Annotated in this window: 7 protein-coding genes; 6 read left to right on the top strand and 1 reads right to left on the bottom strand. The window is 69.5% G+C overall.

Annotation, left to right across the window (positions count from 1 at the left end; all coding sequences use genetic code 11):
* Positions 1–86 precede the first annotated feature (86 nt).
* Together ACZ6ZD_RS19885 and ACZ6ZD_RS19880 are read left to right on the top strand one after the other, a co-directional pair.
* Positions 87–6,683 carry an RHS repeat-associated core domain-containing protein gene (locus ACZ6ZD_RS19885; protein WP_465674109.1) on the top strand — a complete coding sequence of 2,199 codons (6,597 nt, stop codon included), beginning with the start codon at positions 87–89 and terminating at the stop codon, positions 6,681–6,683.
* A gap of 9 nt (positions 6,684–6,692) precedes the next feature.
* Positions 6,693–6,968, top strand: a complete 276-nt coding sequence (locus ACZ6ZD_RS19880) for a hypothetical protein (protein ID WP_465674107.1) — start codon at positions 6,693–6,695, stop codon at positions 6,966–6,968.
* A gap of 81 nt (positions 6,969–7,049) precedes the next feature.
* Here the strand turns inward: ACZ6ZD_RS19880 and ACZ6ZD_RS19875 are convergent, their stop codons facing one another.
* Positions 7,050–9,062 carry an MDR family MFS transporter gene (locus tag ACZ6ZD_RS19875; RefSeq protein WP_465674105.1) on the bottom strand — a complete coding sequence of 671 codons (2,013 nt, stop codon included), beginning with the start codon at positions 9,060–9,062 and terminating at the stop codon, positions 7,050–7,052.
* 172 nt (positions 9,063–9,234) lie between these two features.
* On the opposite strand from ACZ6ZD_RS19875, the gene hemW reads away from it, so the two are divergent.
* The 4 genes from hemW (at position 9,235) to ACZ6ZD_RS19855 (ending at position 15,501) form a co-directional block, all read left to right on the top strand.
* Entirely contained in the window at positions 9,235–10,446 is a 1,212-nt protein-coding gene (hemW, locus tag ACZ6ZD_RS19870) for a radical SAM family heme chaperone HemW (protein ID WP_465674103.1), read from the top strand.
* Between the two features lie 94 nt (positions 10,447–10,540).
* The gene (locus tag ACZ6ZD_RS19865; RefSeq protein WP_465674101.1) at positions 10,541–12,874 is read left to right on the top strand and encodes a polysaccharide lyase 8 family protein; all 2,334 of its coding nucleotides are present in this window, start codon (positions 10,541–10,543) and stop codon (positions 12,872–12,874) included.
* Positions 12,875–13,086: 212 nt separating this feature from the next.
* Positions 13,087–14,394, top strand: a complete 1,308-nt coding sequence (locus ACZ6ZD_RS19860) for an ABC transporter substrate-binding protein (protein WP_465674100.1) — start codon at positions 13,087–13,089, stop codon at positions 14,392–14,394.
* Positions 14,395–14,493: 99 nt separating this feature from the next.
* A complete protein-coding gene (locus ACZ6ZD_RS19855) occupies positions 14,494–15,501 on the top strand; it encodes a LacI family DNA-binding transcriptional regulator (RefSeq protein ID WP_465674098.1) in 1,008 nt (335 codons plus the stop codon).
* The last annotated feature ends 63 nt before the right edge of the window (positions 15,502–15,564 follow it).

Raw genomic sequence — 15,564 nt, 5'->3', positions numbered from 1 at the left:
CCCCGATGTCGCGAGTGCTGGCCGGCCCGGTGATCGTCCGTCACCGAGTGTCCCGTCTCTTGGCCGGCTCGACGTGAGGGTTGCCCATGTACGTGCTCGATCGATCTCAGCGTGCCCGCATCCAGCGCTTCCCCCGATTCGTGGCCGCCGCCGTCGCCTTCACGCTGGCCGTCACCGTCCTCGAGACGCAGCAGCCGGCCGAGGCCGCGCCGGCCGCTGATCCGACGCCGAGCGCGGCGAAGGTCGCCGTCCGCCCGGACGTCGTCTCCGCAGCGGTGACCGCGCGATCGCAGGGCTCCCGGGTCGAGGTCGAGTCGATGCGGTCCGAGACCGACACCACCTGGGCCAACCCCGACGGCACGATGACCACCGAGGCGCACGCCGTCCCGGTCCGCTTCAAGACCGCCGCCGGCCACTGGCGCGCGATCGACCTGAACCTCGCCAAGGGCGCCGACGGCACGGTCGTGCCCAAGGGCCACCGGCTCGGCCTGAAGCTCGGCAAGCGCACCCCGAAGTCCGGCGGCGTCTTCGCCTCCTCCGACGGCGGCGCCGTCCAGTGGCTCGCGCCTTTCAAGCTCCCCGAGCCGACCGTCGACGGAACCAAGGCGACGTACGCCGACGTCCAGCCCGGCGTCGATCTCACAGTCGATGCCCGGCGCAACGGTTTCGAGACCGACTTCGTCGTCAAGACCCGGCCAGCCACCGCCCCGGTCTGGCGAATCCCCTTAAGGACCAAGGGGCTGACGGCGCGCACGCTCAAGGACGGCACGATCACCTTCGTCGACGCCAAGAACGCCGTCCGCGCCCGCATCCCGGTCAGCCTGATGTGGGACGCCGCCAAGGACCCCGCGACCGGCGACCCGCTCCACAAGACCGTCGTCAAGGTGACCGTCGAGCAGACCGCCCCCGGTACGGCGACCCTCGTGATCGCCCCCGACGCGAAGTGGTTCCTCGACCCCGCCCGCGTCTTCCCGATCACCGTCGACCCGACGTACGTCTCCGGCACCCTCAAGTCGACCTTCGACACCTGGGTCCAGTCCGGCGTGGTCAGCGACCAGTCCGACGCCGTCGACCTCCGCATCGGCAAGAACGGCACCGCCACCGCCCGCACCTTCATGAACTTCGCCACCTCCACCTTCGCCGGCAAAGACATCGTCTCGGCCAAGATCTCGCTGTGGCAGTACCACGCCGTCTCCTGTACGCCGACCGTCGTACAGCTCCGCTCCGCCACCCCGGCCACCACCGCCACCCGCTGGACCGCCCAACCCACCATCGGCCAGGTCTACGGCCAGGTCTCCGCCGCCAAGGGCGCCCCCGGCTGCGCCGGCGGCCGCATCGAAATCCCGATGACCGGCCTCGCCCAAGCCTGGTCGACGGCGTCCTACCCGACCGGCGGCATGGCGCTGACGGCCGCCAACGAGGCCGACGTCAACGGCTGGAAGCGCTTCTACTCCTTCCACGGCACCGCCGACCCCTACGTCACCATCACCTGGAACCGCCCACCCGCCAAGCCGGCCGCCCCGACGTACACCTCGGCCGTCTCCTACGCCGCCCCCGGCGGCCCGACGTACCTCTACTCGCCCTACCTGAACCCGTGGGTGTCGACCAAGGCGACCGATGCCGACGGCAACACCGTCAAGTACAGCTTCGAGTTCCACACCTCCCCGGTCGGCCCCGACAGCCTCAAGGCGACCTGCACCGGCTCGGTCTACCCGTCCGGCACCACCGCGGGCTGTAAGCCGTCGACCAACCTGCCCGACAACACCGCCATCTACGTCCGCGCCAAGGCCAACGACGGCCGCCGCGACGGCCCCTGGTCAAGCTTCACCCGAGTCCTCGTCGGCGCGACCCCCGCGGCCGCACCGGTCATCTCCTGCCCGACGCCCTACGTGGCCAACTCCTGGCAGGACAACGCCCCCGCCGCCGACGTCATCTGCACGGTCACCGCAACCGGCACCGGCTTCTCCGCTCCCGGCTACCTCCGCCTCACCGTCGACGGCAAGCCCGTCCCGACCAACTTCACCGGCGGCGCCGCCGGCCAGATCAAGATCACCCCCTCCAGCGACCCGGCCGTCGCCAAGACGACCGTACGCCTGCCCAAGAACGTCCCGGGCCTGCACCGCATCGAGGCCAAGGCAGAAACCCCCGCCGGCCGCATCTCCAGCCCCGCCGCCTACAGCTTCGGCTGGGGAGGCTCCTCCCTCTCCGCCCCCACCGCCGACCCCCGCATCACCACCACCGGCACCCTCAAGATCGCCGCCGCCGGCCCGCCCAAGGGCCAGTCCGCCGTGCCGACCGCCAAGATCCGCTGGCGCCTCTCCGGCTACGCCAAAGGCACCCAGCACGACACCGTCGGTTGGAACACCGACGACGAGACCACCCTGACCGTGACCGACAACGGCGCCGCCGGCGTCACCGTCTCCGGCGTCTGGGACACCACCAAGGCCACCGAGGACAAGCACGTCGACTCCAACCCGGACACCCCGGCCATCGAGCCCACCAAGCTCAACGACCGCGTCCCGGTCAACCTCGACGTCCAGGTCTGCCTCACCTACGCCTCCTCGACCCAGTGCACCTGGTCGCAGACCCCGAACACCACCGTCCAGCGCGTCCCGCACGCCTTCGGCAACGGCTTCCCGACGGCAGACGCCGGCCCGGGCCAGGTCGCGTTGTGGACCGGTGAGTTCAACGCCGAGGCAACGGACCTGTCGGTCCCCGGCTACACCGGCAACCTCTCGATCTCCCGCTCGCATTCGACGTACGCCGGACCGCCGGCCAACCCTGCCAACGGCGTCTTCGGCCCCGGCTGGGTAGCCCACTTCGACGGCGCCGAAGCCGGTGCCGCCGGCTTCGAGGTCGTCGACTCGACCAACGTCGACGGCACGATCGCCCTGCTCGACGGCGATGGCACGGGCCTCGTCTTCGAGGCGCCGGACGGCCTGCGCCGGACGGCGGACAACCTCAAGGCGGGCACCTGGCTGCCGGTCGATGAGGACACCGAGCTCGACGGCTCGAAGCTCACCGTCACCGGCTCCGGCGCGACGACGATCCTCTCGTACACCGAGGACGACGGAACCGTCACCACCTGGTCGCCGGCCGCTGCACCGAAGGCCGGTACGCCGACGCAGTTCCGCGCGGTCGGCGTCGCGGAGCCGGGTGTCGCGTCGAAGACGACGTACTCGTACGACGGCGCCGGGCGGGTGGCACGCATCCTGGCCCCGGCTCCGCCCGGAGTCGTCTGCCCGGCCACCGGCGCGCTGAACCCGGGGTGTCGCGCGCTCCGCTTCACCTACACGACGATCAACGGCGAGAGCCGGCTGACCGACGCCTGGCTCGACATCTACAACCCGGACAAGGCCGGCGGCGCGGCGATGGACTCGACCCGCGTGGCGTCGTACACCTACGACGCCACCGGGCTGCTGACCAAGATCACCGACCCGCGGTCGAACCTGGCGACGGAGTACGGCTACAACGCCGCGAAGGACCTGACCTCGGTGAAGCCGGCCGGCCAGCTGCCGTACCAGCTCAACTACGTCACCGTCGGCACCCGCGCCAAGCTGGACTCGGTCAAGCGCGACCGTCCGGCCGGTGACCCCGCGGGTGGTACGGCGACGCTCGCGAAGTACGTGTACGACGTCCCGCTGTCGGGCGCCGGTCTGCCGGACCTGACGGCCGCGTCGGTGGGGCGCTGGAACCAGAAAGCCCTTCCCAGTAACGGATTCGCGGTCTTCGGCCCGGACCGCCCGATCGCCGGGACGCCGACGTCCGACGACTGGCAGTACGCCGACCTGCAGTTCACCGACGCCTCCGGATACACCGTCAACACGGCGAAGTACGGCGCGGGGGACTGGCAGTACACGTCGAGCGACTACAACGAGCAGGGCAACGTCGTCCGGACGCTGGACGAACGCGCGCTGCGCCAGGTCATCGACGACGCGATGCCGTCCGGTGCGACCGTCGACCAGGTCGCCTCGGTGACGATCTACAACAAGAACGCCGAAGGCGCCACCGTCGTCACCCCTGACGGCACGCTCGTCACCGACACCTACGGCCCGGCCCGATTCGCGACCCTGAAGGACGGCTCGGTCCGCTGGCTGCGTGAGCACACGCGGACGTCGTACGACGAAGGCGCCCCGAACAACGGCATCAACCCGGACACCACCCTCCCGTACCGCCTGGCCACGAAGGAAACCTCGTGGGCCCACGACCCCGGCACCGGTGAAGACCTCGAGCTGACCTCGCAGTCGCTCACCGACTACGGCCCGCCGGTCTCTGGCGACGCCGACGGCTGGGCACTCGGCCAGGTCGGTAAGTCCGTCACCGACGTCGACCTCGACGGCACGATCAGCGCCGGCGACATCGTGAAGCTCACTCGGTACGACGCCGAGGGCCGCACGATCGAGACTCGGCAGCCCGCGTCCAACGGCGCGGACGCTGGGACGACGAAGACCGTCTACTACACGACCGCAGCCAACGCGTCGTTCGCCGAGTGCGGCGGAAAGCCCGCCTGGGCCGGCCTGGTCTGCAAGACCTACCCGGCCGCCGCACCGACGTCCGGCCCCACCCTGCCCTCGACCGCCACCAGCGACTTCACCTGGCTCCTGGCCCCGAAAACCGTCGTCGAAACCTCCGGCGCCGTCAAGCGCACCACCACCACGACCTACCTCCTCGACGGACGCACGTCGTCCACCAAAACCGTAGTCACCGGCCTCCCCGGCTCCACACCGAACACCGAAAAGCTCACCACCTACGACCCGACCACCGGCCAGGCAACCGTCATCACCGCCAAGAACGCCGACGGCACGACAGCCGGCACCATCACCACCGGCTACGACACCTGGGCCCGCCAGACCACCTACCAGCCCTCCGGCGAACAACCGACGACAACGGCGTACGACGCGTTCGGCCAGGTCGCCTCGGTCACTGATGCCAACGGCTCGACCCGGTACACCTACGACGGCACCGACGCGGCCGGCAAGACCGAACGCCGCGGCATGGCCACCAAGGTCGAGGTAACCACGGCCGGCTCCACCTGGTCCTCAACCGGCGCCTACGACGCCGACGGCGCAATGACCATCCAGAAACTCCCCGGCGGCATCACGCAGTACAACGAACTCGACAACGCCGGCGAACCCACCAGCCTGCGCTACTCCGGCCAGGTCACCACCGTGAACGAGGACGGCAGCACCACAGTCGACCCCGACGGCCCCTGGCTCTCCTGGTCTCTCGACAACGACATCAACGGCCGCATCACCCACGAGTGGACCCCCGACGGCTCCGCCTTCACCGGCGACTCGATCGGCAACGCCCTCGGCTACGACCGCGCCTACTCCTACGACGCCGCCGGGCGCCTCACCCAAGTCAACGACCGCACCGCCACCACCCCCGGCACCGACATCACCGAACAACCTCCCGCCTGCACCACCCGCACCTACGGCTTCGACCGCAACGACAACCGCCTCACCAAGTCCGTAGCCGGCCCCGCCCCCGACGGCACCTGCACCATCTCCGGAGCCACCACAACCACCCGCACCTTCGACACCGCCGACCGTCCCACCACCGGCGCCAACGGCTCCGGCACCTACACCTACGACCCCCTCGGCCGCACAACAACACTCCCCGCCGCCGACGCACCACATCCCGCGGACGGCGACATCACCCTCGCCTACTACGACAACGACCTCGCCCGCACCATCACCCAAGGCAACACCGCCACGACCTACACCCTCGACCCCCTCGACCGCCGCGCCACCGAATCCGTAACCACCGGCCCCACCACCACCACCCAAACCACCCGCCACTACACCGACACCTCCGACAACCCCACCTGGGTAACCCAAGGCACCACCACCCAGCGCTACGCCGAACTAATCGGCGGCGACCTCTCCCTCACCACAACCGACAACACCGCCGCCCTCACTCTGGCCAACCCCCACGGCGACGTGGTCACCACAGTCGACCTGCCCACGCCGTCCGCCCCCGCCACCGCCATCACCGGCTGGAGCAGCTACGACGAGTACGGCAATCCCACCGCCACCGCCGCAATCACCGGCCTCCTCAACTACGCCTGGCTAGGCGCCAAACAACGAGCCACCACCGCCGCCGGCCTCACCCTCATGGGCGTCCGCCTCTACAACTCGGTCACCGGCCTCTTCACCTCCGTCGACCCGGTCGACGGAGGGAACCCGAACGCGTACACCTACCCGACAGATCCGATCAACAGTCATGATCTCGACGGCCGATTCGGTTGGCGCAAATTCTTCAGGCGCGCGGCGACGATTACCGCGGCAGTCGCAGTCGGCGCCTGCATCGTCGCCAGCGCGGGTCTCTGCGGAGTTGCGACGGCGGTCGCGATCGGAGCAAGCGCAGGCTGGAATGCCTACCAGTGGCGTCGCGGCGACGACAAGGGCCGCAAGGTGAGTCTGTGGAAGGCAAGCCGCTCGTTCGCGATCGACGCGGTCGGCATGCGGTTCAAGGCTGTGCGCAATTACAAGCACGTGGCCCGGCACGCGAGGTCCGCCCGGAAGTACTGGCGCTTTACCGCCGGCCGGGCCCGGCACCGCAAGTGGATCACCCAGAGCCGGTCGCTCCGGTATTCCGTGCGGCACCACCCGTACCGCAGCGCGTTTCGGGTTGGTGTCCAGGGCTTCTACGGTTACCGTGCGTACCGAAACGGCTGGTAGGAGGCTGCGATGTCGGTGACGGACTGGTTGTGGGCGGTGGGCGGGGGCGCCCTGACCGTCTGGATGCTCGTCAGTGCCTGGCGATGGCGTCGGCAACCGTTCGGCAGCGCGATCGTGCGACCCGCCGGCTGGATCGTCTTGCTGATCGGCATCTTCACCGATCATGAGGTCGTTGGAGGGGTCGGGCTGGGGCTGTTCGCCGTCGGCGCGATCATCGACGGCCTCTGGCGGTCGCGGCACTCGTTGGACGAGACGCGCGTGCCGCAACGTCCACGCCACCGCTGATCCGGCGCAGGAGTCCGATGCACATCAGCACAGTTCGCTGTCCACGGTCAGATGAAGCCTGAACGCGGGCCCTGCGGGCCGTCAGGCCGGGGTCTTGGGGGCGGCGTGTTTGCCGGTGGTTAGGGCGTTGCCTTGGGTGAGCATTTGTTCGGTGATGCGGTTTACGGCGGTGGTGAAGGGTTCGGGGTTGGTGGGGGACCAGTCGGCGAGGTGGGTCAGGAACCAGCGGCGGTAGGCGCCGATGAAGGATTGGAAGAGTTCCAGGCCGGTGGGGGTGAAGCGGTAGTGGCCGAGGGTTTCGGAGAGGTGGCCTAGGGCAACTAGTTGGGCGGCCAGGGGTTCGAGGGCGCCGGGTGGGATGTTGAGGTCGCCGGTGATCTCGGCGAGGGTGGCGGAGCCGGATTCGGCGCCGCCGCGGAAGACGCGCATGATCAGCCAGGCCTGGGCGAGGGTGAGCGGGATGCCGGACTCGGCGAGGACTTCGGGGGCGGGGTTGCGTTTGTGGTGCTGGACGACGAGGGCGGCCAGTTTCTGGAGTTCGCGTTCGGAGTCGAAGGAGGCGGGGGCGGCGAAGTTGTCGCCGACGTCGCGGGCCGCCATGCGGGCGGTGTCGCGGAGGGGGACCTCCTTGAGCAGGAGGGCAGTGAGGAAGCCGAGGGCGGCGACCGGGACGGCCCAGCGGAAGACGACGTGCAGGGAGTCGGCGTACGCGGCGGTGATGACCGAGCGGGCGGCGTCCGGTAGTCCTCGGACGCCTTCGACGGTTGCCGCGAGGCGTGGGTCGACCTGGGCGGCCTGGACGGCGGTGCCGAGTCTCTCGGGGAGCTGGTGGGCGTCGATGGAGCCGAAGACGGCGACGCCGAACGAGCTGCCCATCGTGCGGAGGAAGCTGACGCCGGAGGTGGCGACGCCGAGGTCGGCGTAGTCGACGGTGCTCTGGACGACGACGGTCGGTACCGGCATGCAGAGGCCGACGCCGATGCCGAGGACGACCATGAAGCCGGCGGTCTCGAGGTACGACGTGTTGTTGCTGAGCAGGGAGAGCAGGAAGAGGCCGAGCGCGATCAGGACGGTGCCGACGATCGGGAAGATCCGGTAGCGCCCGGTCTTGCTGATCACCTGGCCGACGCCGACGGACGCGATCAGCAACCCGCCGACCAGCGGCAGCATCTGCAGGCCGGACTCCGTCGCCGAGGCGCCGTGCACGAACTGCAGGTACGTCGGCAGATAGGTCACCCCGCCGAGCATCGCGAACCCGATGATGAAGCTCATGATCGAGCAGACCGTGAACACGCCGGACCGGAACAACCGCAATGGCAGCAGGGGTTCGGCCGCGCGTTTCTCGGCGACGACGAAGAGGCCCAGGGCAACCACCGAGCCGACCGTCATCGCGATGATCACCGTCGAGGTCCAGGCGTACTCGTTCCCGCCCCAGGTGGTGACGAGGGTCAGCCCGGTCGCGGCGAGGCCGATGAACAGGATGCCGAGATAGTCGATCCGTGGACTGACCGGCGCCTTCACCGATGGCAGCGTGAGGGCGGCGACGATCAGCACGACGATCCCCAGCGGGATGTTCACGTAGAACGCCCAGCGCCAGCTCAGGTGATCGACGAACAACCCGCCGAGCAGCGGCCCGGCGACCGTGGAGACGCCGAAGACCGAGCCCATCACGCCTTGGTAGCGGCCGCGTTCGCTGAGTGGGACGACGTCCGCGATCACGGCCATCGCCGTCACCATCAGGCCGCCGGCGCCGAGGCCCTGGATCGCGCGGGAGCCGACCAGCCAGAGCATCGAGTCCGCCATCCCGCACAGGGCCGAGCCGGCCAGGAACAGCACGACGCTGAGCAGGAACATCCGTTTGCGCCCGTACAGGTCGCCGAACTTGCCGATCAGCGCGGTCATGATGGTCTCGGCCAGCAGGTACGACGTGACCACCCAGGACAGGTGGTTGGCGCCGCCCAGGTCGCTGACGATCGTCGGCAGCGCGGTCGCCACGATCGTCTGATCGAGGGCTGCGAGCAACATTCCGAGCATGATCGCGACGACGACCGCGTTCCGGGTGCCGCGTCCTACCGGCTGCGCCTCGGTGTCCATGAGCCGAATGTAATCAGTGCAGCACGGAGCGCTACTACAGAACGACGGCGATCCGATGACGATGACACGAAGGACAGGAGGTGGTCGCGCGGACGCGCGCTCAGCGGACCGCCTCGGAGGGCGAGGGTGGGCGTGTACCTCCTGTCGTTCGTGCCGTCCGTACGATGGGGGCGTGCCGTCAACGTTGCCCGAGGGGGAGGTTGCGCCCCAGGACGGGGCGTTACCCGCTGCCGCCGTTCGTGAGGCGGCCGAGCGGCCGTTCGGCTTCTACCTGCATGTCCCGTTCTGCGCCTCGCGCTGCGGGTACTGCGATTTCAACACCTACACCGCCAAGGAGCTCGGCGGTGGCGGCTCCCAGGCGTCGTACGCCGAGACCGCGGTCGGCGAGATCCGGCTGGCCCGCCGCGTCCTCGAAAGCCTTGACCGACCGGTCGAGACGATCTTCTTCGGCGGCGGTACGCCGACGCTCCTGCCGGCCGCCGATCTCGGCAAGATGCTCAAGGCCGTCCGGGACGAGTTCGGCCTCGCGCCGGACGCCGAGGTGACCACCGAGGCGAACCCGGAGTCCGTCGATCCGGCGTATCTCGAAGCCCTGCTGGACGCCGGCTTCACCCGCGTCAGCTTCGGCATGCAGAGCGCCTCGAACCACGTGCTCAAGATCCTCGATCGCCAGCACACGCCGGGCCGCGCGCTCCAGGCCGTCAAAGAGGCAACCGCCGCCGGCTTCGAACACGTGAACCTCGACCTGATCTACGGCACACCGGGGGAGTCGCTCGACGACTGGCGAGCTTCCCTCGAGTCCGCCCTCTCCGCCGATCCGGACCACGTCAGCGCCTACGCACTGATCGTCGAGGACGGCACCCAGCTGGCCCGGCGCGTCCGCCGCGGCGAGCTCCCGATGCCGGACGACGACGACCTCGCCGACAAATACATCCTGGCCGACACGCTGCTCAGCCAGGCCGGCCTCAACTGGTACGAAGTCTCGAACTGGGCGCGGACGGACGACGCCCACTGCCGCCACAACGAGCTCTACTGGCGCGGCCACACCTGGTGGGGGATCGGCCCCGGCGCGCACAGCCACGTCGGCGGCGTCCGCTGGTGGAACGTCAAGCACCCCTCCGCGTACGCCGAGCGCCTCACCGCCGGCCACAGCCCGGCCCACGCGCGCGAACTTCTGGACGCCGAGACGCGCCGGATCGAGCGCGTCCTGCTGGAGGTCCGCCTCGCCGCGGGTTTGCCGCTCGACGTCCTGGACGTCGAGGGCCGCGCCGCCGCCGAGATCGTCCGCGCCGACGGTCTCGCAACCCTGATCGACGACCGCCTCGTCCTCACCGACCGGGGCCGCCTGCTCGCGGACGCCGTCGTCCGCAATCTCCTCCCGTAAGAACTGCTCACAACTGATCGGTTCCGACCTGTTGACGACCCTTGCGGACACCTGCTGAGGTAAGGCAAGCGCTTACCCAGCCCAAGGAGTCGCGATGTCCATCAGCCGTCGCCTGCTGTTGCAGACCGGCCTCGCCGCCGGAGCCCTCTCGATGACGATCAGCTCCAGCTCGGCCGCCGCCGTCGACGAGTTCGCCACCCTGCGCGCCCGCTGGGCCGACCTCGCGACCGGCGGTGCGATCGACCCCGCGGACCCGGCGTACGCCGAGGCGCTCGCGAAGCTCACCCGCCAGGCGCAGGGCTTCCTCGACACCCTGACCCCGGGCGCCGACGCGTTGTGGCCCGACCTCCCGCTCAGCCCGACGTCCGGCAACTTCTCCCTGAGCTACAACCGGCTCAAGTCGATCGCCCTGGCCCGCGCGACTCCCGGGACCACGCTGACTCACGACCCCGCCGCCGTCCTCGCGAGCGCGCTCGACTTCCTCAACCAGCGCGCCTACAACGAGTCCCTGCCCGAGACCGGCAACTGGTGGTTCTGGGAGATCGGCGCGCCGCGCGCCCTGCTCGACATCTGCGTGCTCGCGTACGACGTCCTGTCCGACACTCAGCGCGCCGCGTACCTCAAGGCCGTCGACCGCTTCGTCCCCGATCCGAATCGCCGGACCAACTCGCCGTCCGTCCGTGAGACCGGCGCGAACCGCGTCGACAAGGCCCTGATCGTCGCCCTTCGCGGTCTGGTCGGCTCCAACGCCGCCAAGGTCGCGGCGGCTCGCGACGCGCTCAGCGATGTCGCCGAGTCCGGCAAGAACAGCGTCTTCACCTACGTCACCAGCGGTGACGGCTTCTACCGCGACGGCTCATTCGTCCAGCACGGAAACCTCGCGTACGTCGGCACGTACGGCAACGTCGCCCTCGGCGGGATCGCCAACCTGTTCGCGCTGCTCGGCGGATCCACCTGGGAGATCACCGACCCGAATCGCACGGTCGTCCTCGACGCGGTCGCCGCGAGTTTCGCGCCGTTCATGGTCAACGGCCTGATGATGGACGCCGTCTCCGGCCGCGCGATCTCCCGCGAGAAGGCCGGCGACCACCGCAACGGGCACGCGACCACCTCGACCGTTCTGCTCCTCGCGAGCGGCGCCGCCGAGCCGTACGCCACCGGCTATCGCGCGCTCGCCAAGGGCTGGCTGACCCGCGACCGCCTGAACGATTACTTGCCCTCAGCATCGATCCCGGACCTGGCCCGGGCCAAGGCGGTGCTCGCCGATCCCGCCGTGCCGCCCGCCCCGGCGTCCCCCGGGCACTTCCAGTTCCACAACCAGGATCGCGTCGTGCATCGCCGTCCCGGCTGGACGTTCGCGATCGCGATGTCGTCGAAACGGATGGCCCGCTACGAGTGGGGTAACGGCGAGAACCTGCGCGGCTGGTACGTCGGCGACGGGATGACGTACCTCTACATCGACGACCACTCCCAGTACTTCGACGCCTTCTGGCCGACTGTCGACGCCCAGCGCCTCCCCGGGACGACGGTCAGCGCCAAACCCCGGCAACCACACGCCGGGACGTCGGGCACCGGCACCATCGCCGCGTACGCCGAATGGGTCGGCGGCGCGTCGTACCAGAACACACTCGGCGCCGTCGGTATGCACCTGATCAACCACGACAAGTCCTTACAGGCAAGGAAATCCTGGTTCTGCCTGCCTGATGCGATCGTCGCCCTCGGCGCCGGAGTCGTCGGCACCGACGGCTTCCCGGTCGAGACCATCGTCGAGAACCGCAACCTGCACGCGGACGGCGCTGCCCGCCTGCTCGTCGACGGCCGCACCGGCGCGAATACGCAGTACGCCGATCCGCGCTGGGCGCACCTCGAGGGCGTCGGCGGCTACGTCTTCCCGGACGGCGGCCGGCTCCGGGCGCAGCGCGAGGATCGGACCGGCTCCTGGTCGGAGATCAACGTCGGCAACGACACCGGCGGCTCGACCACGCCGTACACCCGGCGCTACCAATCGCTCGTCCTCGAACACGACCGGGACACCTACGCCTACATCCTGCTCCCCGGCGCCACTCCCGCCCAGACCGCGCGGCATCGCGGCGTCACGATCGTGGCGAATACCGCGACCGTCCAGGCGATCCGCGCCGGCCACGTGACGATGGCCAACTTCTGGACGCCGGGCGCCGCCGCCGGAATCACCTCCGACGGCCCGGCCTCGGTCGTCATCGGCTGTGCGAACCGAACGCTGACGGTCGCGGTCGCCGAGCCATCGCGAACGGCGACCACGGTAAGGATCACGATCGACCGCCGGGCCGGGGCCGCGATCACCGCCGATCCGTCCGTCACCGTCGTCGAGACCGGCCGCCGGCTCGTCCTCGAGATCGCGGTCGGCGGCAGCCGGGGCGCGACCCACACCGCATCCTTCCGAGACCGATGATTCTCACAGCCCGTGATCACCACACCGTAATCGGTGTGGTTCGCAGCGTGACAACGGTGCACAGTATGTACTGACTTGTACCGCTCGGTATCTCAGAGTGATCGCCGAGTGCTTGACATACCCGGTGGAGAGCCAAGAAACTCGGCACACTTTCGCGATCCGAGAGCGCTCTCAACCCGTCCAGAGCAAGGCAAGTCCCAGGGAGCCATTCCATGCGGCGCAGAAACGGTGCCGGCAACCGCCCCATAGCAATCCTCCTCGCCTGCAGCCTCACCCTGCTGGCGAGCGCCTGTGGTTCGTCCGGCGGCGCCGGCGACCGGCCGAAGGTCGAGCTGACCATCGCGACGTTCAACGAGTTCGGCTACACCGACCTGTACGACGAGTACATGGCCGCGCACCCGAATGTCCGGATCGTCGAGCGCAAGGCGGAGACCGTCGACGCGCACATCAAGAACCTCGACACCAACCTGGCCAGTGGGTCCGGGATGGCCGATATCGAGGCGATGGAGATCGGCTGGATCTACAAGTACCTGGCCAAGGCCGACCAGTTCGTCGACCTGCGCGAGTACGGCGCGGCCGAGCTGAAGGACCGCTGGCTGGACTGGAAGGTCGCCGGCGCCACCACGCAGGACGGCCGTGTGATCGGCTACGGCACCGATATCGGCCCGGAGGCGATCTGCTACCGGCGCGACCTGTTCGCCAAGGCCGGGTTGCCGACCGATCGGGCCGAGGTGGCCCAGCTGTTCGCGGACTGGCCGGCGTACTTCGCGGCCGGCCGGCAGTTCAAGCAGAAGGTGCCGGGCTCGGCCTGGTACGACTCCGCCGTCCTGACCTGGGAGGCGATGCGCAACCAGCTGATCCAGGCCTACTACTCCAACCAGGATCGCTTCCTGGGCGGGGAGAACCAGCTGCTCAAGTCGACCTGGGACCAGGTCGTCCAGGGCAGCGCGGACGGTCTGTCGGCTCGCCTCCCGGCCTGGACGCCCGCGTGGAACAAGGCGTTCAAGACCGACGCGTTCGCGACGATGGCCTGCCCCGGCTGGCTGCTCGGCGTCATCCAGGACAACGCGGGCAACTGGGGCAAAGGCAAGTGGGACGTCGCGGACGTCTTCCCCGGCGGCGGCGGGAACTGGGGCGGCTCGTACCTGACCGTCCCGAAGCAGTCGGCACAGGCTGCCGAGGCGGCCCGGCTCGCCGCCTGGCTGACCGCGCCGGAGCAGCAGGTCAAGGTCTTCAAGAAGGTCGGCTCGTTCCCGTCCACGCTGGACGCCTACGACGACGCGCAGGTGAAGTCGCAGGTGAACCCGTACTTCAACAACGCGCCGGTCGGTCAGATCTTCGTGAACCGCGCCCGGGCGGTGATCCTCAAACAGCACAAGGGCCCGCGCGAGGGGGAGATCAACCAGATCTTCAGCGCCGCGCTGACCAAGGTCGACGAGGGCAAACAGAACCCGGCCGCGGCCTGGAAACGAGCGCTCCAGGGCGCCGAGCAGGCGGCCAACACCCGGTCCAGCGGCTGACCAGGTTCCGGAGCGGAAGTTCCGGGACCGGTAACGCAAGAAAATAACCCCGGAAAGTAATACGGTGTGAAGCCACACCAGCCGACCGTGGGAGGACCGATGAGCGACTCTGGTTCGCCCACGCTCGAACAGGTGGCGGCGCTCGCCGGAGTCTCGCGGGCGACCGTCTCCCGAGTGGTGAACGGATCGCCGAAGGTGCTGCCGGAGACGGTGGCGCTGGTCGAGCGCGCGATCGGCACACTCGGCTACGTGCCGAACCGGGCCGCCCGCGCGCTGGTCACCCGCCGGACGGATTCGGTCGCCATGGTCGTCCCGGAGTCCGACAGCCGCGTCTTCTCGGATCCGTTCTTCGCCGGCATGCTGCGCGGCGTCAGCCGGACGCTCGCGCCGACGTCGTCCCAGCTGGTGCTGCTGCTCGAGCCCGCCGAGGGCGACGACCGGCGGCTGCTGCGCTACCTGCGCGGCGGCCACGTGGACGGCGCGATCGTGATCAGCCACCACGGCCGCGACAACGTCCTGCAGGAGCTGGCCCAGTTGCCGCTCCCGATCGTCTTCAGCGCCCGTCCGCTGGGTGTCGACGTCCCGGTCGCGAGTGTGGACGTCGACAACGTCGTCGGCGCGCAGACGGCCGTAGAGCATCTGCTGAGCATCGGGCGCCGCAAACTCGGCACGGTCGCCGGCCCCCTCGACATGACCGCCGGCCTGGACCGGCTGACCGGCTACCAGCGCGCGATGGCGACCGCCGGTCTGCCGGAGGCCGTCGCGTACGGCGATTTCACAGCCGACGGCGGCGAGCAGGCCGCCGTGCGGCTGCTCGACGAGCACCCTGACCTGGACGGCATCTTCGTCGCGAACGATCTGATGGCGACCGCCGTCCTCCGGGTGCTGTCCGAGCGTGGCCGCCGGGTGCCCACGGACGTCGCGGTGGTCGGTTTCGACGACTCCGTGCTCGCGACCACGACGACGCCCAAACTCACGACGGTCCGGCAGCCGGTCGAGCTGCTCGGTACGCGGCTGGCCGAGATCCTGCTCGCGAAGATCGGCGGCGCCGACCTGACCAGCTCCGAGGTCTACGGGACCGAGCTGATCGTCCGCGACTCTGCCTGAGCGACTGTCCGCCAGCGGTTGCTCTGGCCCGCTTCAGTAACTCATCGTAGTAGTGGTGAGGCA

The organism is Kribbella sp. NPDC104218 (genome assembly GCF_055584105.1).
Note: the sequence above shows the minus strand (reverse complement) of the source record. Positions and strands in the feature narration are given on the sequence as shown.

Coding starts and splice junctions, on each gene's coding strand:
- ACZ6ZD_RS19885 (WP_465674109.1), top strand. CDS start 87: ATGTACGTGCTCGATCGATCTCAGCGTGCCCGCATCCAGCGCTTCCCC.
- ACZ6ZD_RS19880 (WP_465674107.1), top strand. CDS start 6,693: ATGTCGGTGACGGACTGGTTGTGGGCGGTGGGCGGGGGCGCCCTGACC.
- ACZ6ZD_RS19875 (WP_465674105.1), bottom strand. CDS start 9,062: ATGGACACCGAGGCGCAGCCGGTAGGACGCGGCACCCGGAACGCGGTC.
- ACZ6ZD_RS19865 (WP_465674101.1), top strand. CDS start 10,541: ATGTCCATCAGCCGTCGCCTGCTGTTGCAGACCGGCCTCGCCGCCGGA.
- ACZ6ZD_RS19860 (WP_465674100.1), top strand. CDS start 13,087: ATGCGGCGCAGAAACGGTGCCGGCAACCGCCCCATAGCAATCCTCCTC.
- ACZ6ZD_RS19855 (WP_465674098.1), top strand. CDS start 14,494: ATGAGCGACTCTGGTTCGCCCACGCTCGAACAGGTGGCGGCGCTCGCC.